Annotated in this window: 15 protein-coding genes and 1 tRNA gene; 4 read left to right on the top strand and 12 right to left on the bottom strand. The window is 63.6% G+C overall.

Features of this window, described 5'->3' with window-relative positions:
- Positions 1 to 113 precede the first annotated feature (113 nt).
- From cyoD to IAE56_RS15310, 9 genes are all read right to left on the bottom strand, one after another.
- Complete coding sequence (cyoD, locus tag IAE56_RS15350) at positions 114 to 455, bottom strand: cytochrome o ubiquinol oxidase subunit IV (protein WP_108768202.1); 342 nt, start codon at positions 453 to 455, stop codon at positions 114 to 116.
- Positions 455 to 1,093, bottom strand: a complete 639-nt coding sequence (gene cyoC / locus IAE56_RS15345; protein WP_200753119.1) for a cytochrome o ubiquinol oxidase subunit III — start codon at positions 1,091 to 1,093, stop codon at positions 455 to 457. Before cyoC ends, cyoD begins: the two co-directional genes overlap by 1 nt.
- Entirely contained in the window at positions 1,090 to 3,087 is a 1,998-nt protein-coding gene (gene cyoB / locus IAE56_RS15340; RefSeq protein WP_200753118.1) for a cytochrome o ubiquinol oxidase subunit I, read from the bottom strand. Before cyoB ends, cyoC begins: the two co-directional genes overlap by 4 nt.
- 2 nt (positions 3,088 to 3,089) lie before the next feature.
- On the bottom strand, positions 3,090 to 4,133 hold the full coding sequence (cyoA, locus tag IAE56_RS15335; RefSeq protein ID WP_200753117.1) for a ubiquinol oxidase subunit II: 1,044 nt from the start codon (positions 4,131 to 4,133) through the stop codon (positions 3,090 to 3,092).
- Positions 4,134 to 4,411: 278 nt separating this feature from the next.
- Positions 4,412 to 5,662 carry a hypothetical protein gene (locus IAE56_RS15330; protein WP_200753116.1) on the bottom strand — a complete coding sequence of 417 codons (1,251 nt, stop codon included), beginning with the start codon at positions 5,660 to 5,662 and terminating at the stop codon, positions 4,412 to 4,414.
- 107 nt (positions 5,663 to 5,769) lie between these two features.
- Positions 5,770 to 6,126, bottom strand: a complete 357-nt coding sequence (locus IAE56_RS15325; RefSeq protein ID WP_108768197.1) for a hypothetical protein — start codon at positions 6,124 to 6,126, stop codon at positions 5,770 to 5,772.
- 584 nt (positions 6,127 to 6,710) lie between these two features.
- Positions 6,711 to 7,139 carry a hypothetical protein gene (locus IAE56_RS15320; RefSeq protein WP_200753115.1) on the bottom strand — a complete coding sequence of 143 codons (429 nt, stop codon included), beginning with the start codon at positions 7,137 to 7,139 and terminating at the stop codon, positions 6,711 to 6,713.
- 62 nt (positions 7,140 to 7,201) lie between these two features.
- Entirely contained in the window at positions 7,202 to 7,885 is a 684-nt protein-coding gene (locus tag IAE56_RS15315; RefSeq protein ID WP_200753114.1) for a hypothetical protein, read from the bottom strand.
- A gap of 37 nt (positions 7,886 to 7,922) precedes the next feature.
- Positions 7,923 to 8,447, bottom strand: a complete 525-nt coding sequence (locus IAE56_RS15310; RefSeq protein ID WP_200753113.1) for a hypothetical protein — start codon at positions 8,445 to 8,447, stop codon at positions 7,923 to 7,925.
- Between the two features lie 632 nt (positions 8,448 to 9,079).
- Between IAE56_RS15310 and IAE56_RS15300 the strand changes: the two genes are divergently transcribed.
- On the top strand, positions 9,080 to 11,407 hold the full coding sequence (locus IAE56_RS15300; protein WP_200753111.1) for an NB-ARC domain-containing protein: 2,328 nt from the start codon (positions 9,080 to 9,082) through the stop codon (positions 11,405 to 11,407).
- Between the two features lie 416 nt (positions 11,408 to 11,823).
- On the opposite strand, the gene IAE56_RS15295 is transcribed toward IAE56_RS15300, so the two are convergent.
- The 3 genes from IAE56_RS15295 to IAE56_RS15285 all read right to left on the bottom strand — a co-directional run bounded on the left by IAE56_RS15295 (position 11,824) and on the right by IAE56_RS15285 (position 15,908).
- Positions 11,824 to 11,899: transfer RNA gene (locus IAE56_RS15295), tRNA-Thr, on the bottom strand.
- Between the two features lie 36 nt (positions 11,900 to 11,935).
- A complete protein-coding gene (locus IAE56_RS15290; protein ID WP_200753110.1) occupies positions 11,936 to 12,940 on the bottom strand; it encodes a 2-hydroxyacid dehydrogenase in 1,005 nt (334 codons plus the stop codon).
- 73 nt (positions 12,941 to 13,013) lie between these two features.
- Positions 13,014 to 15,908 carry an autotransporter domain-containing protein gene (locus IAE56_RS15285; protein WP_200753109.1) on the bottom strand — a complete coding sequence of 965 codons (2,895 nt, stop codon included), beginning with the start codon at positions 15,906 to 15,908 and terminating at the stop codon, positions 13,014 to 13,016.
- Between the two features lie 161 nt (positions 15,909 to 16,069).
- On the opposite strand from IAE56_RS15285, the gene IAE56_RS15280 reads away from it, so the two are divergent.
- From IAE56_RS15280 to IAE56_RS15270, 3 genes are read left to right on the top strand one after another with little or no spacing between them, the layout of a single operon-like run.
- The gene (locus IAE56_RS15280) at positions 16,070 to 16,672 is read left to right on the top strand and encodes a sigma-70 family RNA polymerase sigma factor (RefSeq protein WP_200753108.1); all 603 of its coding nucleotides are present in this window, start codon (positions 16,070 to 16,072) and stop codon (positions 16,670 to 16,672) included.
- Positions 16,669 to 17,637 (top strand): FecR domain-containing protein, encoded by a 969-nt coding sequence (locus tag IAE56_RS15275; RefSeq protein ID WP_325167195.1) that lies wholly within the window; start codon positions 16,669 to 16,671, stop codon positions 17,635 to 17,637. Before IAE56_RS15280 ends, IAE56_RS15275 begins: the two co-directional genes overlap by 4 nt.
- 10 nt (positions 17,638 to 17,647) lie before the next feature.
- The gene (locus IAE56_RS15270; RefSeq protein ID WP_200753107.1) at positions 17,648 to 20,419 is read left to right on the top strand and encodes a TonB-dependent receptor; all 2,772 of its coding nucleotides are present in this window, start codon (positions 17,648 to 17,650) and stop codon (positions 20,417 to 20,419) included.
- Positions 20,420 to 20,505: the final 86 nt, after the last annotated feature.

Raw genomic sequence — 20,505 nt, 5'->3', positions numbered from 1 at the left:
AACATTCCTTTTCCAGAGGGAAAAGGTGTCAACCCAATTCAGGACGGGTCAACCCAAACAAAAAGGCCGCCCCGAAGGGCGGCCTTTTCGCGTGTGGCAACGTCGCGAAGACGTCAGTGCATCATGTGCACGTTCATGTTGTGCATGACCCACAGGGTGCCGACCACGATGATGCCGATCACCACGATGGTGAAGGCAGCAGCGTTGACGTTCCAGCGGCTTTCCGAAGAGCGGTCCAGGTGCAGGAAGAACACCAGGTGGACCAGCATCTGCAGCACCGCGGTGACCGCGATCACCACACCGCAGACGGTGCGCGAGAAATCGCCGGACATCACCACCCAGAACGGGATGACGGTCAGCACCACCGCCAGCACGAAGCCGATCAGGTAGGACTTGACGCTGCCGTGGCTCTCGCCACCCGCTGCGTGGTCATGTGCATGGTTGTCATGTGCCATTACAGCGCTCCATTGAGGTAGACGACGGAGAACACGCCGATCCAGATGAGATCCAGGAAGTGCCAGAACAGGCTCAGGCACGCCATGCGGGTCTTGTTGGTCGGGGTCAGGCCGTACTTCTTCAGCTGCACGAACATCACCAGCAGCCACAGCAGGCCGGCGCTGACGTGCAGGCCGTGGGTACCGACCAGGGCGAAGAACGCCGACAGGAAGGCACTGCGGTCCGGACCATAGCCCTGATGGATCAGGTGATGGAATTCATAGACTTCCATGCACATGAAGCCGAAGCCCAGCAGCCAGGTCACGCCCAGCCACAGGAGCATCTGGCCGACCTGCTTGCGGTGCATGGCGATCATGCCCAGGCCGAAGGTCAGCGACGAGGTCAGCAGCAGCGCGGTTTCCCACGCCACGAACGGCAGCTCGAACAGGTCCTTCGGACCCGGGCCACCGTCGGTGCCACCGGCCAGCACCACGTAGGTGGCGAACAGCGAGGCGAAGATGAGGCAGTCGCTCATCAGGTACACCCAGAAACCGAAGACGGTGTTGCCGCCGGTGTCGTGGTGCTCGTGGTCGTCATGGCCATGGGCCGCCGCTTGCGCGGCGTGCCCGTGGCTCAGGGTCGAGGTATTGGTGCTCATGCCTTCAGCTCCGACTTCACCAGGCCCTGGGATTCCAGGTGCTTGCGGTGTTCGTTCTCGATGCGTTCCACCTCGGCGGCCGGGACCCAGTAGTCCACGTCCTGGTCGAAGGTGCGGTAGATGAACGTGGCGATCATGCCGACGAAGCCAATGATGGCCAGCCACCAGATGTGCCAGATCATCGCGAAGCCGAACACCAGGCTGAAGGCGCCGATCACCACGCCAGTGCCGGTGTTGCGCGGCATGTGGATGTCGGTGTACTTGGCCGGCTTCGGCCAGGCTTCACCACGCTGCTTGCGCTCCCAGAAATCGTCCAGCTCGGTGACTTCCGGCAGGGCGCCGAAGTTGTAGAAGGCCGGCGGCGAAGAGGTTTCCCACTCCAGCGTACGGGCATCCCACGGGTCGCCGGTCAGGTCGGCAGTCTTCTTGCGGTCGCGGATCGACACGGCCACCTGGATGATCTGGCACAGGATGCCGGCACCCACGATGAAGGCGCCCACGGCGGCAACCAGCAGGAACGGCTCGTAGGCCGGGTTCACGGTGCTCTGCAGACGACGGGTCATGCCCATGAAGCCCAGCACGTACATCGGCATGAAGGTCACGTAGAAGCCGATGAACCAGCACCAGAACGCGCACTTGCCCCAGAACTCGTTCAGGCGGAAGCCGAACATCTTCGGCCACCAGTAGGTGATGCCGGCGAACATGCCGAACACCACGCCGCCGATGATGACGTTGTGGAAGTGGGCGATCAGGAACAGGCTGTTGTGCAGCACGAAGTCGATGGCCGGGATCGCCAGCATCACGCCGGTCATGCCGCCGATGGTGAAGGTGACCATGAAGCCGATGGTCCACAGCACGGGCGTGGTGAACTGCACGCGACCGCGGAACATGGTGAACAGCCAGTTGAAGATCTTCACGCCGGTCGGGATCGAGATGATCATCGTCGTGATGCCGAAGAAGGCATTGACGTTGGCACCCGAGCCCATGGTGAAGAAGTGGTGCAGCCACACGATGAACGACAGCACGCCGATGCAGGCGGTGGCGTAGACCATGCCCTTGTAGCCGAACAGTGCCTTGCGCGAGAAGGTCGCGATGACCTCGGAGAACACGCCGAAGGCCGGCAGCACCAGGATATAGACTTCCGGGTGGCCCCAGATCCAGATCAGGTTGATGTACAGCATGGCGTTGCCGCCACCATCATTGGTGAAGAAGTGCGTACCCAGGTAACGATCCAGGGTCAGCAGCACCAGGGTGATGGTCAGCACCGGGAAGGCAGCGACGATCAGCACGTTGGTCACCAGGGCAGTCCAGGTGAACACCGGCATCTGCATCAGCTTCATGCTCGGGGTGCGCATCTTCAAGATGGTGATGAAGAAGTTGATACCACTCAGGGTGGTACCCAGGCCCGCTACCTGTAGGCCCCATATGTAGTAGTCCATACCTACATTGTTGCTGTACTCGATACCCGACAATGGCGGGAAGGCCAGCCAGCCGGTGGCGGCGAATTCACCGATCCACAGCGACAGCATGATCAGCACCGCGCCGGACACGAACAGCCAGAAGCTGAGCGAGTTGACGAACGGGAACGCGACGTCGCGCGCACCGATCTGCAGCGGCACGGCCAGGTTCATCAGGCCGGTGATCAGCGGCATCGCCACGAAGAAGATCATGATCACGCCGTGGGCGGTGAAGATCTGGTCGTAGTGGTGCGGCGGCAGGTAACCCTCGGACCCGCCGACGGCGATGGCCTGCTGGGTACGCATCATGATGGCGTCGGAGAAACCGCGCAGCAGCATGACGAAGGCGACGATGAGGTACATCACGCCGATCTTCTTGTGGTCCACCGAGGTGAACCACTCCTTCCACAGATAGCCCCACAGCTTGAACTTGGTGATCAGGGCGATGACGCCCAGGCCACCCAGCACCGCGCCGACCAGGGTGGTCAGCACGATCGGATCGTGGGGGATCGACTCAAGAGAGAGTTTTCCCAGCATGTTCATTCTCCCGAACCCATGTGGCCTTCGTGGCCAGCGTGTTCGTGTTCTTCGGTGGCGTCCAGGTTCTTCCCGGATTCCTTGGAGTCATGCGCGTCGGTCGGGGCGTGCCCCTCGTGCGCTTCATGGCTGGCCGCATCTGCCGCAGCAGCACCCGTGTGGGAATGCTTCATGCCGTAGTGCTTGTTGTCACCCATGTGCTTGGCGAGGACCCAGTCGAACAGGCCTTCTTCCACGGTGCCGTAGTAGGTCACCGGGTACCACTCGGAGTTCTTCGCTTCGCCCAGGGCCTTGAAGGAGGCCTGGTCCAGCGTTTCCTTGCCGGCGCGGGCCTGGTCCAGCCACTGGCGGTATTCGGCATCGGTGACCGAATAGGCGGTGAAATGCATCTTGGCGAAGCCCAGGCCGCTGTAGTGCGAGGACATGCCCGGGAATTCACCGGTCTCGTTGGCGATCAGGTGGAGCTTGGTCTCCATCGCCGCCATCGAATAGATCATGCTGCCCAGGTGCGGGATGAAGAACGCATTCATCACCGTGTCGGACGTGATCTTGAAGTTCAGAGGGGTGTTGACCGGGAACTTGATCTCGTTGACGACCGCAACCTTCTCTTCCGGATAGATGAACAGCCACTTCCAGTCCAGCGAGATCGCCTCGATGGTCACCGGCTTGACGTCCGATTCCAGCGGCTTGTACGGGTCAAGCGCGTGCGAGGACCGCCAGGTCAGCACCGCCAGGACCAGCACGATCATGCAGGGGATCGACCACACCACCACCTCGATCGCCGTGGAGTGGGACCACTTCGGCTCGTAGCGGGCCTTGGTGTTGGAGGCGCGATACTTCCACGCGAAGGTCAGGGTCATGATGATGACCGGGATGACGACCAGCAGCATGAGCACGGTGGCCGTGATCAGCAGGGTCTTCTCATCCTGGCCAATCTGGCCCTTCGGACTGAGGATGGCCACTGCATCGCAACCGGTGAGCATCACCAGCAACGACAGCAGCAGGCCCGGGCGCAACCAGCGCCCAAGGGTTTTCAACGGAATCATCGGTCGATCCAATTGCGAGGGAATGCCGTTCCCCGTCCTGCCCGCTCCGGCCAAAGCCGGTCCCGCCTGCGGTTGAGACAGGCAGTGAGGTGGGGTCGAGTCAGCCTTTCAATTTTAGGCCGTCACGCATCATTTAAGAAGAGCATTGACAATGATCCAGCGCAGGAAGTGGCCGGATATCGCTGCGACACGTTGTCGCACCGGGTGGGCAGAGCGCGGGGATGCCGGAATCGGCAAAGCCCGATGAACGCATTCAGGAATGCAGATGGCTGGCGACCCTACTGCCCCGCCGCGCCATGGACCGCCGGGTACTCGAAGCGCAGCTCGCGCTGGCCCTCGCCCACTACCGGCAGCAGTGGATCGGCGCCCACGCAGCCCATGCGCAGCCGCAGCTGATCCTCCGCAGGCAGCCCGCCGCAACTGCCGAAGCTGATGATCTCCACGCCCGGCAGCAGTGCCTTGAAGAAGGTTTCCGCCTCGCGGCGCGCCTGCTCGCGGCTGGCCGCCGTCGCTTCCACGCTGTAGCGCAACTTGATGGCGTACATGCGGTCGATCGCGAAGACCATCACCGAGCTGTAAGCCGTGCCCTCGTGGCTGTAACGGAAGTCCAGCACGTTCGCATCCACCCGTGCAGGCCCACCGGGCCCGAGACTGGCGACCGGCACCACCATTGATTGCAGCGGGGACATGTCGCGCTCGCTGGCCATCTGTTCCCTGCGCGCATCCAGCAACGCCTCGCGCTCGCCTTCGGCCGCCTCCCGCCGCTGGGCCGGTTCCTGCACGCCGGCGGGATAGAAGTACAGGTCGATCCAGCCGGTTTTGTCGCCCGGCCGCTCGAAGCGGACCGAAGCGCCACCCAGTACATCGTCGTACCGGCGCTCATCTACCGCCTGCCACTGGCCCACCTGCATCGGATAGACCACGCTGGTGCCGCGCAGGAAATCGCCCAGGAACACCGTGAGGTCCGACGGCGCCGCATCCTCCGCGTCCAGACTCAGGGTTTCCCGGGGAGCATCGGCGCCGCACTTCTCCTCAAGGACCGCCGCCACATGCGCGCGCAGGGTGCCGGCCTTCTTCAGCGCAGCCAGGTGATCCACGCCCGGGATCTTCAACGAGGGATCAGCCTTCATGAACACCGCGTAGGCCTTGAGCGCACTTTCCACGCCCGCCAGCTGCCGATCCAGCTCCTCGCCGTCGCTGCCTTCGGTGATCTGGTACGCCAGGTTTCCAAATGTCTGCTGCGCGAGTACTTCCGGCGCGATCGAGGTTTCCTCATCCACGGTCTCGGGCAGCCCGAGGACCGGGCAGATAATCACCTGATAATCCGGGGTTTCCAGCGCCCAGTTGAACAGCCACCGCCGCATGTCATCCGCGCCGGGCTGCAGCGGAGAAACTTCCAGCTGCCGGGTTTCCCGTACGAAACGGGTGGTCTCGGCTTCCGGCGCGGCCCCTGCCAGCGCAGGCAGTGCGGCCGCAACCACGAAGGCTGCGGCGAGGATGGACCGGCTCAACACATTCCCTGATGCCATGGCACACAATCCCTGGGGCCGCGCGGCGCGGCGTGCAGGCGCAGCGTATCAGGCAGCCCAGTGCCGGGACAGCGGGTTTGAATAGCTCCGCCAGCGAGAGAGGGCGGTCAGCTTGGCCTGACTTCCCTGCACACCAGTTCGGCCAGTTCGCGGCAGGCGAAAAACAGCCCCTCGACCACGCCCTCATCCAGATGGCGCTTGGGCGTGGCCACCGACTCGCAGCGACTGGCCGCGTGCAGCATTTCCACCGCGGTCAGGATGGCCACGGCCGCGCGGTCGATGCGCGCCAGCGACTGGCGGCGGCCTTCGGACAGGTTCTCTTCCGGCCAGAGCATGCCATCGGAACCTTCGCCATCACGGATGCGCCGGAGGCAGCCCTGGAAGGTGCTCAGTTCATCGGCAGGGTTGGCGTCGTCGTTGATGGGGTCATCGATGGGGAACGGCGGAGTCTTGCGGGTGGTCATGGCGTCGGCTTCCGTGGCTTTACTTAACAGCGCCACCGCGCGGAGGCGGGTGGCGGACGGTGCGGGTTGCAAACCGGGGCAGATAGTCACCATTGACCGGCGGGTCCGAAGACCCCCACGCACCGCCCGCCATAGAAGGGCCGACGGATTGCCAGCCGACACCGCTTCAGGACGGTGCCGGCTGGCAAGCGTAAGTGACATCTGACTCGGGTTTGCACGCCCGGCCACCCTTTTTCGGTGGCGCGCCATGTTGTTTACGCCTGCACGTTCGATTCAATGAGAAAAATCCGAAAGGATCGGATGCGTCGAGCGTGTGGGAGGGAGTGTTGCATGCGCGCGGGAGTGGCAGAGGCGACATGGAAAGTCGCGAGTGCGCTGATGTGAGGGTGTACACGACATGAGGTGGCGCAGACGACCTGGGATTCAGCAGGACGCGTGACGCTTTCTGCTTCCCAGCTGTTGCATGGGAAACTTCCAAGGCATGCACGGACAACGCGTGGACCCGGGCCGTTGTGACGCAAACGGCCGATGTGGCGTGCAGGAACCGACAGCCTGGGCGAAAGATAGGTCGGCAGCACTCCGGCCTAAGGCAGGATCACGGCGTTCTGGATGATCCCAAGTCGCTCGGCGTCCAAAGGGTGCACCTTTCCCTCAGACAGACAGAACCTTCCCCGCACAAGAACGCGTGCAACGCGCGCGCTCTGCAGAAGATCAGGCGCCATCGCTTCCCCGTAAACAACCATGGACGAGATAGACTCACCATCGTCCATGGCCTCCTTGGTCGGGAACAGGAGGGTGGCATCGCTGGCCACGCGAGCCCACGCCCGGAACTCCACATCCCGCCCCTCAAACTGCTCGGGATGCGCCATCAGATACACATAGGAAACAACGCAGAAATTCTCAGAATCTGAGTTCCCACGATACTTGCAGACGTCGAAGCGCGGCGGAGCTTCACAGCCGGACAGTGCCAGCAAAACGAGAACCGCAAGAACCAGACCACCTGACTTCATCATTGCACCCCGATACAACGTTCTTCCATTGAAATACGGCAGCCTGGGCTCCCTCCTCCGTAACCTCAAACGATCAACTTTCGCAGCTCCTCCCAGGGGCCATCCACGATCCTGGCTCTCCACACACCTTCCCTGCCTGCCCCGATCACGATGATGGCCGCAGCCAAGTCACCGTCATAGCCAGTGGCGATCAACCCATCCTGCAGGACGAGCGACTGCGCGGCAACGTCGTTCTGCGTGCCGCACAGATTGAGCCGCAGGTGGCCGTCGGCATCGCGGTTGTTGAAATCAACAAACAGTCTCGCTGTGGACGGGCCGAGGCACCACAGCATGGGAACAATCAGCTCCTCGCCCTCGTGCAACCTTCCCTCTTCCAGCGTGTCCCACGCGATCAGGGCGATTTCCTCACCGTCCTGGTCCAGCCCATGGCGCGATATCAGCGCAAGCAAGCCGAGCAGCTCGGAGCGCGCCAACCGATCCTGGGCGAACAGCCAGCGAACCACGCGCATATGCAACGCGGGATGGGTAGCGGACAGGAAGTGATTGCGCACGACCCACAGGGCCGCGCGGATCAATGCATCGGCGTCCGCACGCAGCAGATACGCCTCAACCTCCGCATCGATCGGCACCGGAACCGTGATGTTTCCTGACCAATACGCGTCCATCTGCACTGAATCGACCCTGTTGCCGACGGCCAACAGACCCCGCTCAAGCAGATGTGCGAGAAAGGCGCGGTCCTCAGTTCCCACTACTGCGATCTCCCGAGCTACGCCCGCCCTATGCAGGCTAAACACTCATCAAGGCGTCCCAGAAAGGAATACGCCACTCACTTCGATAGCTTTTAGTCAAAGAGCAGGTAAATGCAACCGAGCTACTCCTGCCGACTGGATCTGTGGCAACCGCCCCCTCAAAAACGTAGTCGTCGTAGTCCAGCCGGAGAGAGTCCACCGAGTACACGATCACAGGGACAGGGTCACCCTGCCTTGCCACCTCAGTCTTCCTGATGTCACCAAGATCAACACTTTCCCTCGACTTCGATGAGGTCAGCCTGGCCTCACTGAGATCAACACGCCCCTTGTTTTCGCCGACGATCTCAACTCTCAAGTAGTAAGGAGACGATCTTTCTCTTGGCCGGCCGGAATCGAAGCTCCCGACCAGACTGACGACCAACTCAACAGGGCCTGCCGCCTCGCATTTTCCTTTCTGATAGTCATAGTAGGAATACCGATCGAAAAGAAGCACGAACAGTAGAACGCATGCCCCCAGTGAAGCCAGTAGCCACAACAGCACAGTCCGGTGATCTGCTTTCATCCCTGAGTCACTTCCACGAGAATTTTGAAAAAGCTTACTGGCGGTCTCGTTGTTCAATCGCAGGCCATGGATTTGTACTATTCCACGAACCGAGGCGCGCAGACCTGTGACTTGACTGAGTGAATCACATGCGACCGCGCCGAATGAAGCCACAGGAGCACTTCGAGAGTGCAACTGGTGGGCTTGGACTTCGCAAGCGCTGGCAACCCGGGCTGAACGTATTCAGCGACCGCTTGCCGGGCTTGGTCGCGGGCCTGATCAAGCGTCAGATGTTCGACCGACCCCGAGGTACGACGCTTACCGTGCGTCCAGGTCACGATCCAAGCTTTGTGCCCAGAGGGCTGCACACGGAGGATCAGGCCGCGAACCTGAGGGTCCCTGAGCTCATAGGGGCGATCCTTGGGTTCAGCTGTGAAAACAATGCGTTTGGTGAAGGCAGATGACATTGACAGACTGTCCGTAAGTGGCGATAAGTCCAACTTAGGACGGGATGCGAGTTGGTGATTGGATAAGGATCGTCCGCAAGTGAGTGATCATTAATTAAGTCCACCAACTGTCCGATCAATGTGCCTAAAGTTGGCCCCAACTCGGCCGATATACGGATTTTAGACGGAACTAATGGAAATCAATCCATGGCCTTTAACCTCAGTCGAATGACGACATACGCTCTATTGAGCGCCCTAGAGCATGATCTTAAGACGAGCATCAGGATCTTCCTTGGAGAAGACTCTCTATCGCAGTCAAAGCTAGACAAAGGAATCTCCAGCCGCGCACTGGATCGACTTGAGAAAGATGTAGGATTTGAAATCGACGACCCGAGAGTGAAGGATGTCGTCGAGTACCTAGATTTTGGGGACACCTTCCAGATCATTAACTCTCAACGCGAGAAGTTCCCAACCGAGCTAACTGCGGAGGTCAAACATCGCACCTCTGATCTCGAAAAAGTGGTTGCAATAAGAAATCGCGTAATGCACTTCCGTCCGCTGAATGTCGAGGACCTACCGTTCGTAACAGACCTATGCGAGGCCCTGCATAAAAGCGGACCTTCGAGGTGGCCACATCTTGATGAAACGTTAGAGAAGCTCTCGGAAGATGCGAGCTATGTGTTGCGACTTGAGATCCCGGCAAATGAAAGCGAAGACCTAATCTCGCATAATCTGCCCATTCCAGATTTCGATGAGACTGGTTTAGTCGGGAGAGATGACGTCCTGCGAACCCTAAAGCAATTGTGCCTTGGCAATTTCCCAGTGATCTCAATTGTTGGCGAAGGCGGCGTAGGCAAGAGTGCACTAGCACTGAAAGTGGCTTACGAACTACTCGAAGACAAATCGCGACCTTTTGATGCGATTGTCTGGGTCTCGTCAAAAACCACCCAGATAGCTGCCACTGAGATTCGCGACATACATGGAGCAATCACGTCTTCAATTGGTGTACTTGGAGAGGTATCCTCCTATCTCGGCGCAGCAAATAGCCCTTCTCCACTCGAGGACGTTATCGAGTACCTGAAGACCTTCAAAATTGCATTATTTATAGATAATCTTGAGACAATTCTTGATGACACCATCAGGCAATTCGTCAGCGCACTTCCCAATGGAAGCAAGCTTATCATAACTTCAAGAATTGGCCTTGGCGCCTATGAATACCCAATCAAACTCCCTGGCATCGAGGAGAAATACGGGGCTCAGTTGCTTCGCATGCTTGGAAGGATACGGAACTGCCCGTCAATCTCAAAGCAAGACGACCAGACACTACGTCGCTTTGCAACAAGAATGCACCTTAATCCAGGCTACATAAAGTGGTTCGTCAGCGCAGTCCAGGCAGGGGCCACACCGGAGGCCGCACTCCAAAACTCGTCTCTCTTCCTCGAATTCTGCATGTCCAACGTTTACAACTTCCTATCGCAAGATGCGAGGGATGTTACATCTACCATGCAGTGCGCCCCGGGATACAAGGATATTGCCGAGCTCTCATACCTCACAGGATTCAATGCGCTACGGATCCAGAAGTCGCTACAAGTTCTCTTAAGTACTAACATGCTCGCCGAGCAGTCTAAGTCGGCGGGCGGCTCGATTAAGACTACTTACCAACTCTCCGAGCTGGCAAGAGCCTACTTGAACAAGTACCACAGACCTTCAAACTCGTTTAAGCAGCGCGTAAACACGAACAGAAATAAGCTAACTGCCGTCCTTGAAGGGGGATCCAACTCGGCCGCCGCAAACAAGTACAGTCAGTCCACAATCAAGGTCAGACTAAAGAGCGACCGAGTTGTCGCAAAGATGCTACGAGACGCGCTTTCCGCGCTTCACGATGGAAAGAACGACCACGCATACGAGATTCTTGAGGAATCACGACGACTTTCTCCAGACTATTTTGAAGTTGCGCGGGTCACGGCATTTTTCCATGAGCACTCGGGGAACCTACAGGAGGCACGCGACAATTACGAGCTTGCGCTCCAGCTGTCCCCTCAATCTGCGCAGATTCATTATTGGTATGGGAAGTTCTTACTTTATAGAGAAGACTCAGTAGAAGAAGCTATGCAGCAGTTTGAGGCTGCACATAAATTTGACCCAGCATCTCCTGAAGTTGGACTAAGTCTGGCGCGCAGCTATATGTTCCTGCATCGCTTCGAGGATGCTTGGGAGATTGTTGATGCGCAGAAGGTCAACTTAGAATCGATGTCGGAGAGGCACTCAACGACGTACTTTGACCTCAGAGTGCAATTGAACTACCGAGCAGCCGATGACTACTCTGCCAACCAGAGCTTCAGCCAAGGCCTAGATAAGCTTAATCAGCTCAAGATTGAGTACGATGCGATCCCAAACACAATCAAGATCACTCCAATAAGGCAGAAGCTCTCAAAGATTGACATTGTCACGCAGCGACTCGCTCGAGGCCTCCAGCTTCCGGCAGAGATTCAGTCACTAAAGATGTTTGAAGCGTGGCGTCAATCGCGCCAGTAAAAAGACTCTGCGAGTTATGCAAAGGTGCGACCATTCTTGCTGCCGAATGGCCGCACCCGTCTTCGTCGGAAAGCTGTCCGTCCCACCGCATGGACGAACACTCTTAGGCCGGGTTGTCCTTGGCCGTCGCCGTCGCCGTCGCCGTCGCCGTCGCCAGACAGCTTTGCAAGGCATCCGATTTGCCCCTGTGATCGCGGATCAAAAGCAGCGCCACTGTTGAGCTTCATCGTAAGGCTACCGGAAGTCAAATCCGGACCGTTCCCTGCGTGAGCTCCAAGGATGCGTACCATTCGCAACTAGTAGTAGGGACGCCGAGCAAGCAATCTGTCCGGCAGAAAAAGCCCTCACCAATCAATCAATTCCGACGACCCACCCAGAACAAAAAGCCCCGACCAAGGCCGGGGCTCTTCTACAACTGGTGCCGGAAACAGGAGTCGAACCTGCGACCTACGCATTACGAATGCGCCGCTCTACCAACTGAGCTATTCCGGCTGAGCAGGCGATTTTACGGGCAGCCCACCCCGCTGGTCAATCCGCCCCTACCCGGTTGGCACATGCCCTCCCGGCGGCGAAATCGGCCAGGTTGCCCAGGGTGATGGCCGAGATCTCCTGCAGCGCCTCCACGGTGAAGAAGCCCTGGTGGCCGGTCACCAGCACGTTGGGGAAGGTCATCAGGCGCTGGAAGGCCTCGTCGTCGATGATCTCGCCGGACAGGTCCTGGAAGAACAGCGCGCTCTCCTGCTCGTAGACGTCGATGGCCAGATGGCCCAGCCGGCGCGACTTCAGCGCGCGGATCACCGCGTGGGTATCCACCAGCCCGCCACGCGAGGTGTTGACCAGCATCGCGCCAGGCTTCATCCGCGCCAGCGAGGCGTCGTTGATGAGGTGCTGGGTGTCGGGGGTCAGCGGGCAGTGCAGCGAGACGATGTCCGCGCGCGCCAACAGCTCATCCAGCCCTACGCTCTCGCCCACCCCGTCGAAGTCCGGCGACGGGTACGGGTCATGGCCGAGCACGGTGCAGCCCATGCCACGGAAGATGCGTGCGGTGGCCAGGCCGATCTTGCCGGTGCCGACGATGCCCACGGTGCGCCCGTGCAGGGTGCGGCCCAGCAGGCCATCCAGCATGAAGTTGCCTTCGCGCACGCGGTTGTAGGCGCGGTGGGTCTGCCGGTTGAGGGTCATCACCAGCGCCAGCGCGTGTTCGGCCACGGCCTCGGGCGAATAGGCCGGCACGCGGGCGACGAACAGGCCCAGGCGTGCAGCCTCGGCCAGATCGACGTTGTTGAAGCCGGCGCAGCGCAGCAGCACGGCGCGCACGCCCAGTGCATGCAGCGCCTGCAGCACGGGCGCATCGAGGCGGTCGTTGACGAATACGCAGACGGCGGCGCAGTCCTGCGCCAGTGCCGCGGTGTGCACCTCCAGCGCGGCGTCGAAATGGACGAACTGGAAGCCCTGCCCGGCGCCGTCGCGCGCGTTGGCTTCTTCCAGGAAGCGGCGGTCGTAAGGACGGGCGCTGAACACGGCAATCTGCATGGCGGGCCTGCACGGGAAACCTGCGCAGACCATAGCGCACCGGCGGCGGTCATGCCGCCGGTGCGCCCTTTACTCAGAACGCGTAGCCGAGGCCCAGCATCACGCCGTTCTGCACCTGGCCATCGCGGCGCTCACCCACGTAGTCGACCATCACCGACAGGCGGTCGCTGGCGCGGCTGGTGACGCCCAGGTTCCAGGCCAGCACCTGCTCGCCCAGGGTCTGGCTGCTGCTGCCGAACACCAGGTCCGGGGCGGCGGCGAAGCCGGTGCTGTAGCGGGCCTGGGTGTCGCCCAGTTCCTTCTGCCAGACCACGCGGGCGCGCGGGGTGATGCGCTCGCCATTCTTGCCATTGAAGGTCTTGAACAGCTGCAGGCCGGCACCCACGCGGATGCTTTCCAGGCTGTCGCCACGGCCAGCCAGTGCGCCGGCGCCCTGCCCTTCGTTGAAACGCGTGGCCGAGGTGCGCGCGTAATCCACCACCGGCAGCAGCGGCTGCACCACCAGGCCATTGCCGGTGGTGAAGCTGAAGCCGTGCTCCAGGCGCGCGGAGACCGCATCGTTGTTGTACTTGGCGCGCAGCGGATCGCCCAGGCCATCGATGCCGGCAATGCCGCGACGGGTGTCGTGGCGCAGGTCGGTGTAGCGCACGGCGGCCGACAGGTAGCCACGCGCATAGGTGGCATCGATGTAACCGCCGATGTCCAGCGCGCGCACGTCACCGGTGAAGCCGGAACCATCACGGGCCTTGGTCGACATGTCGGCCGCCGCCACGCTCACGCCCAGGCTGACGCGGTCATCGGCCACGCGCGTATCGGCGCCCAGCACGATGCCGCCCACGGTGTGGGTCAGGCCGGCCACGCCGCCGTCGCCATCGATGCGGCCGTGGCTGCCGAAGCCGCGGCCCCAGAAGCCGTGGTTACGCGCACTGTCGCCATAGTTGACGCCACTCGAACCAGCCACCGCCTGAGCGGCCGGCTCGACCAGGTGCATGGCCAGCTGGTTGAACAGGCTGCCATTGGCCATGCCCGGCTGTGCCGACGCGGCCTGCGCCGCCTGCGCGGCCAGGCCGCCGGCATCACCATTGCCGCTGCGCAGGCCGGCCTGATGCTGGGTGACCACGTTGCCGATGCTGCCCAGCAGGGCGTTGTCGGCCAGACGCAGGCTGGCATGCGCGTCACCGCGCAGGGCACCGGCCTGCTGCGCGATGACATCGCGGTCAGCAAACTGCAGGGCGCCCAGCAGCGACTTCAGGCGCGCGTCCTGGCGATCACCTGCGGCGGCCAGGGCGACGCCCAGGCTCTGGTTGCCGTTGCTGGCGGTCAGCTGTGCCAGCTGGTCGAAGCCCGGGTTCGCGGTCAGCGACAGGCCGTCTTCGCTCTGGTGGATGTTGAAGCTGAGCAGCGAGTTGTGGCGCGGGCGGAAGACTTCGTTGTCGGTGATGCTGGCGCTGTAGCCGGTATCGCCCAGGCGCACGGCATCGGCGAAGCCATCCTCGTAGATCGGGCCGGTGACCAGTTCACGCTGGTAGTTGCCGGCGTAGAAGCCCTGGGCGACGTTCAACTCCAGGTGCGCGCCCGGCGAGATCACCAGTGCGCCATCGGTCTGCCCGCCGTCATAGAAGCTGCCCACGCGCAGGCGACCGGCGGCACTGCCACCGGCTTCGGTGACGTCGAACAGCACGTTGCCGCCCGGCATGATGTTGACGTAGCCATGGGTGACCAGGTCGCCACCGCGCGGCATCAGCGTGCCGTACACGCGCAGGCGGTTGAAGCCGTCCTCGCGCAGCGACGGGCCGGTGGCGTCGAGCAGTGCATCGGTGTCGGTTTCCAGCGAGGCGATGTCGCCGTGGCCGACCACCAGGCCGCCGGCCATCACCCGCACTTCCGGTGCGCGCAGGGCGCCGCCTTCCAGGGCGATGGTGCCGCCGTCGACCAGCATGAAATCAGCGCCGGTGGTGGCCGAGGTGCGCCAGGTGCCGCCCTTGGCCACGCGGATCACGCCGGCCGAGTTGGCCAGCGCGGAGGCATCCAGGTCGGCCAGGCGCAGCTGGCCCTGCAGGAACGCCTGGTTGCCCGGATCGTTGAGGTAATCCTGCAGCGAGAACTGGCCAACGCCGTTCGGGCCGTTGGACGCAAGGTTGTAGAGGGTCACCGCATAGTTGATGTAGGTGGTCTCGTACTCGTCGTCGTTCCAGCGCGCGAAATCATCATCCACCAGCGCCTGCAGCTGCCGTGCGGTGGCCATGTAGCCCGGGTTGATGTCACCGCTGACGTTGCCGGTAACAGTGAGGGTATCGCCCGGGTCGCGGTAGCCGGCCTCGGTGATGATGTGGTTGCTGTAGATGTCCTGGCCCGGGAAGAGCTGCAGGTTGCGGCCGCTGCCATCGGGGTCGAAGCTGACCGAGGTGCCGGTGGTGCGCGACGGGTCGCGGAACACCAGCAGGCCGTTGGGCGCCACCACTTCATACATGGCCTTGTGCAGCAGGCCGGCATCCATGCCGCCGCCGTAGTTGCCGGTGTAGATCTGGGTCATGCGCGGCGACGGGCTGTAGGTGATGCGGCCGCCGCTGCTGGCGGCGTGGATCTGCACCGAGTCGACCACCGGCAGGTCGCCGGCCAGGTAACGGTTGACGCCGCCGGACTGCATGATCGAGCACGACGAGATGCAGTGGCCAGACACGATGGTGTCCAGGCCCTGGGTGCGGATGATGGCCTGCAGCCACTCACCGGCGATCAGCGCGCCACCGTTGGAGGTGCGCAGCACGACTTCGCGGATCGGGCGGCCTTCTTCCTGTGCCTTGGCCAGCAGCGCCGGCAGCGCGACGACGTCGGCGAAGGTCACGCCACCACTGAGAACGACGCGGTCGTCCTGCACGTGGTAGTTCATCGCCGCTGCGTCGCCGATCGCGCCCAGCGTTGCCATACCCACCAGGCCGGCCAGGGCCAGGCTCAACTTCGAATGCTTCATTGCGGTCTCTCTCTCCAACCCGCACCACGCGGGACGAAAGCAGAACGCCGCAGCGCACCGAACACCCCCAGTGCGTCGCACGCGAAAATCTGAACTCATTCATCCAGGCATGTCGCAAACGACACGCACTTCCCCCTGCGGTCATGGTCTTGTAAAACTCGATGACGCGTTTGTCGTTCGAGGCCTTCCCCCTGTCCGCCCCCTCCCCCCTGCCCCAGCGCGCGCCGGACCCGGCCGGGGTTCCGGATGCCTTCATCGCCTTCATCCGTGAGGAACGTGCGCCGCTGTGTGCCTTCCTGCGCATGCGCGGTGTCGGCCCGGAGGATGCCGAGGACATCGCGCAGGACAGCATCGAGCGGCTGATCCGCTACCGCGGCCATGGCACCGACGAACTGCGGCTGCTGCTGTACCGCATCGCCCGCAACCGCCTGGCCGACCGCGGCCGTTCGCCACACGCGCGCGCTCACCTGCCGCTGGGTGAACGCGACGGCAGCGAGGAGCCGCACGGCACTTCTCCCGATCCGCTGCGTCAGGCAGAATCCGGCCAGATGATCGCGCTGCTGCGACAGGCACTGCTCAAGCTTCCCGAACGTGCCCGCGAGGTGTATCTGCTCAACCGCATCACCGGCATGAGCTATGCACAGATCGCCCGGCACTGCGGCATCACCGCCAAGACGGTGGAAAAACACATCGCCCGTGCCCTTCAGGGCCTGCGCAAGGAGCTGGGCAGCAATCCTCTCCACACTGATGGAGATAGTGAGTGACCCGCGACGCATACATGGATGACACGTTGCTGTTCGAGCGCGCAAGCGCCTGGGTGGCCCGCCTGGAGGCCCCCGACTGCACCTCGATCGAGCGCGAAGCGTTCGAGGACTGGCTGGCCGAACACCCCTCCCACGTTACCGCCTGGGCACAGGCCGAGAAGCTGCACCTGCGCAGCGCTGGCCTGTCCGGGGACCCGTGGCTGCGCACCGCCGCTGCCCGCGCCGCCCGCACACCTGCACGGCGCTGGCTGCCCTCGGTGGCCGCGGCGGCTGGCGTCTGCCTGGCCGTGGGCATCGGCTGGATGGTCTACACCGATGGCAATCCCACCCCGCAGCTCTACGCCAACGCCAGCCACCTGCCGCAGGTGCGCACGCTGGCCGATGGCAGCATCGCCACCCTCGATGCCGGCACCACGCTGAGCGCCCGCTTCGGCTGGCGCAAGCGCGAGCTGGAACTGGAACGCGGCCGCATGCAGCTGCAGGTGGCCGCCTCCCTGCGCCCGCTGCGGGTGCAGGCCGGCGGCAGCAGCATCCGCGACATCGGCACCACCTTCCAGGTCGAGCGGTTGAGCGACGGCCGGGTGGAAGTGGCCCTGCTGGAAGGCGCCGTGGAAGTAACCAGCGGCAGCGCCCAGCACACGCTCGCCCCGGGCCAGCAGCTGCAGGTGTCGCCGTCCGGCCGCATCCAGCCAGGCCCGCAGCTGGCCACCACCGCCGCGGCCGAAGCCTGGCCCGAAGGCCGCCTGGTGTTCGATGCCACGCCGCTGTCCACCGTGGTCGAGCGCATGAACCGCTACGGCAGCACGCCGCTGGTGATTGCCGACCCGGACATCGCCGACCTGGCCGTGAGCGGCAGCTTCCGTGCCGGCGATCCGCATGAACTGCTGTCTGCCCTGGAACTGGGGTGGTCGATCGCTGGCCAGCCGCGCAAGGATGGCGCGCTGGAACTGCGCCGCACTTACTGAGGCGGCGCGGATGCCCAGCCCCGGGGCACTGCGGCAGCGTTTGATGGTCCTGCTGTGGCTTGCCCTGGCCGGTGCCACGGCCGCTGCAGAATCGCCCACCGCCGCCCCGGTCGAATACCACATCGCCGCCGGCCCGTTGGCGCCGGCGCTGCAGCAGTGGGCGCGGCAGAGCGGCGTTTCGCTGGTGTTCGATGCACGTGAGCTGGCCGACCTGCGCACGCCCGGAACGCAGGGACCGCAGGAACCTGCCGCTGCGCTGAAGGCGCTGGTGGCCGGCCGACCGGTCAACATCCTGCGCACACCCGGCGGCGGCTACGTGCTGCGTCGCCATGCCGTGGCGGCAGCAGCGCCTGCGGTGGCTGCGCCCGCTCCCCCGCCGCGACCGCAGCGGCCGGCACAGGTGGACCTGGCACCGATCCACGTGACCGGCAGCCGCCTGCCGCGCACCTCCGTGCAGACCACGTTGCCGGTGACGGTGATCGAGCGCGAGGACATCCTGCGCAGCGGCTACGGCACCCTGTTCGATCTGCTGCGCCACCTGCCCGGCATGAACGGCCACCCGCCGCTGAGCACCTCGCGCGGTGGCGATTCGCTGTACCTGCCGGTGGGCGCGGCGGCCACCACCAGCCTGGACGGCATGGGCCCGCGCGCCACGCTGTTCCTGGTCAACGGCCGCCGCCTGCCGCGCTACCCGATGGTGTCGCTGGAGGAAGGCGGCCTGACCGACCTCGGCGGCATTCCGCTCAGCTTCGTTGAACGCATCGAACTGGTGCGTGGCGGCGCCTCGGCCATCTATGGAGCCGACGCGATGTCCGGCGTGGTCAACATCATCCTGCGCGACCAGGCCGAGGGCCCGGAAGCCACCCTGCAGACCGGCGTCAGCGGCCGCGGCGATGGTGACCAGCACCGCGTGCAGGCCGCCACCGGCGGTGTGCGTGACAACGGCGACCCCTGGTTTGCCGGCCTCGACCTGCACCGCCTGCGCCATGTGGCCGGCGACCGCCGTAGCTGGCATGCCGACAGCGAGCTGTACCCGATCGGCCTGATCCTGGCCAACGGCGATTACTACCCGGCCAGCGAATGCCATGCGCCGCTGCAGGAGGACGAGGATGGCTGCTGGTACGACAGCGTGCGCCCGCGTTCGCTGCAGCCGGCCTCGGACACGCTGTCGGGTTATCTGCGTTACCGCCATGAGCGCGGCGAAGGCCGCTACGCCTATGTGGAAGCGCGTGCCAGCCACAACCGCCAGCGCTTCGAACTGGGCCCGACCGCAGTGGCGCTGGATTTCAACCGCAATGCCCTGCTCAACGTGGTGCTGCAGGAGGGCGGCGAGGTACAGCCGCGCGTGCGCGCCAGCGAAGGCGACCTGACCGTTGGTATCGGCCGCGACCAGCGCAGCCGCAGCTGGGAGGCCGGACTGAGTGCGCAGCGCAGCCAGGTGGACCTGCGTACCGGCGGCGCCGTGCGCAGCGAGCGCCTGCTGGAGGCCGCGCTCGCGCTGGACTTCCTGCCCGGTTTTTCCACGCTGCCACCGGGCCTGGCCGACGAACTGTTCCCGACCATCCGCAACCGCGGCCGCACCACCCAGCTGCAGGGCTGGTGGGGCGTGCAGCGCGAACTGATGGACCTGCCCGGCGGCAAGGCACAGCTGGCCACCGGCCTCGACCTGCGCCAGGAACGCTGGACCTCGCTGCCTGATCCGCTGCTGGGCAAGGGCGAACTGGCGCTGGGCCTGCCGCTGGAACAACGGCGGCTGTCGCGGCCGAGCAGCGCGGCATATGCCGAAGTCGGCCTGCCACTGGCCTCGACGCTGCGCCTGGACCTGGCCGCGCGGCTGGACCGCGATGATGGTGACAGTGCGTTCTCGCCGCGTGCCGGCCTGCGCTGGAGCCCGAGCCCGCACTGGTCGTTCCTGCTGGCCAGCGGTCGCGGCTTCCGCGCACCCAGCCTGTTCGAGCGGCGGCGGCCACCGGCCTACTTCGGCCTGCTGGCGCTGCCCGCGTCGGACACCCTGCCGCCGTGTGCACGCACGCTGCGCGGCGGTGGCTGCGCGGTGGAAGTGGACGTGGTGGAGAACGATGCGCTGCGCGCCGAGACCTCGCGCAGCCATTCGCTGGCCGCCAGCTGGACGCCCACCGACGCGTTCTCGCTGTCGCTGACCCACAACATCGTCGAGCTGCGCAACGAGATTCTCGCGCTGCAGCCCAGCGATGCGCTGTGGAACCCCGATACCTGGGAACTGGACGAGCAGGGCCGCCTGCGCGACCTGCGCCTGTCCTTCGACAACATCGGCCGCACCACCTCGCGCAACTGGGTGCTGCGCGGCGAGTACCGCATCGATGCCGGCCGCGATGGCCAGTGGCTGTTCTCGCTGGATGGCCTGAAGCAGCAGGAGCTGCGCCGCGACCGCGCGCATGGCGAATCGGTGGACCTGCGCGGCCACGCCACGCCCACCTTCGCCGGCATCATCAACGTGCAGTGGCAGAACCCTTCGTGGGACATCGCCCTGCGCGGCAACCGCGTGGGCCGCACGCGTGCGTGGCTGGCCGGCGAGGACTGCCCGGAAACGCAGCGCGAGGCGCATCGCTGCATGAACCCTGCGCAGCTGCGCTGGAACCTGCACGTGGCACGCAAGCTGAGCCCGCGCGTGGTGGCGGCGCTGGACGTGCACAACGTGCTGGATACCGCGCCGGTGAATTACCTGGTGGGCAGTGGCGGGCAGATGGCCGGGCTGGATGATCCGCTGGGGCGTTACTTCCTGCTGACGCTGCAGTTCCGCTGACCGGTTTTTGTAGAGCCGAGCCATGCTCGGCTGCCGCTTTTGTAGAGTCGGGGGGGGGGGGGGGGGGGGGGGGGGGGGGGGGGGGG

Origin of the sequence: Stenotrophomonas sp. S41, assembly GCF_016624625.1 — a bacterium.
Classification (GTDB): domain Bacteria; phylum Pseudomonadota; class Gammaproteobacteria; order Xanthomonadales; family Xanthomonadaceae; genus Stenotrophomonas.
This window is presented reverse-complemented; position numbering and strand designations above follow the sequence as displayed.

What these genes read in the sequence shown, in the direction of transcription:
- cyoA (WP_200753117.1), bottom strand. Translation starts at nt 4,133, where the DNA reads ATGATTCCGTTGAAAACCCTTGGGCGCTGGTTGCGCCCGGGCCTGCTG.
- cyoC (WP_200753119.1), bottom strand. Translation starts at nt 1,093, where the DNA reads ATGAGCACCAATACCTCGACCCTGAGCCACGGGCACGCCGCGCAAGCG.
- IAE56_RS15310 (WP_200753113.1), bottom strand. Translation starts at nt 8,447, where the DNA reads ATGAAAGCAGATCACCGGACTGTGCTGTTGTGGCTACTGGCTTCACTG.
- cyoB (WP_200753118.1), bottom strand. Translation starts at nt 3,087, where the DNA reads ATGCTGGGAAAACTCTCTCTTGAGTCGATCCCCCACGATCCGATCGTG.
- IAE56_RS15280 (WP_200753108.1), top strand. Translation starts at nt 16,070, where the DNA reads ATGACGCGTTTGTCGTTCGAGGCCTTCCCCCTGTCCGCCCCCTCCCCC.
- IAE56_RS15290 (WP_200753110.1), bottom strand. Translation starts at nt 12,940, where the DNA reads ATGCAGATTGCCGTGTTCAGCGCCCGTCCTTACGACCGCCGCTTCCTG.
- IAE56_RS15320 (WP_200753115.1), bottom strand. Translation starts at nt 7,139, where the DNA reads ATGATGAAGTCAGGTGGTCTGGTTCTTGCGGTTCTCGTTTTGCTGGCA.
- IAE56_RS15270 (WP_200753107.1), top strand. Translation starts at nt 17,648, where the DNA reads ATGCCCAGCCCCGGGGCACTGCGGCAGCGTTTGATGGTCCTGCTGTGG.
- IAE56_RS15330 (WP_200753116.1), bottom strand. Translation starts at nt 5,662, where the DNA reads ATGGCATCAGGGAATGTGTTGAGCCGGTCCATCCTCGCCGCAGCCTTC.
- cyoD (WP_108768202.1), bottom strand. Translation starts at nt 455, where the DNA reads ATGGCACATGACAACCATGCACATGACCACGCAGCGGGTGGCGAGAGC.
- IAE56_RS15300 (WP_200753111.1), top strand. Translation starts at nt 9,080, where the DNA reads ATGGCCTTTAACCTCAGTCGAATGACGACATACGCTCTATTGAGCGCC.
- IAE56_RS15285 (WP_200753109.1), bottom strand. Translation starts at nt 15,908, where the DNA reads ATGAAGCATTCGAAGTTGAGCCTGGCCCTGGCCGGCCTGGTGGGTATG.
- IAE56_RS15325 (WP_108768197.1), bottom strand. Translation starts at nt 6,126, where the DNA reads ATGACCACCCGCAAGACTCCGCCGTTCCCCATCGATGACCCCATCAAC.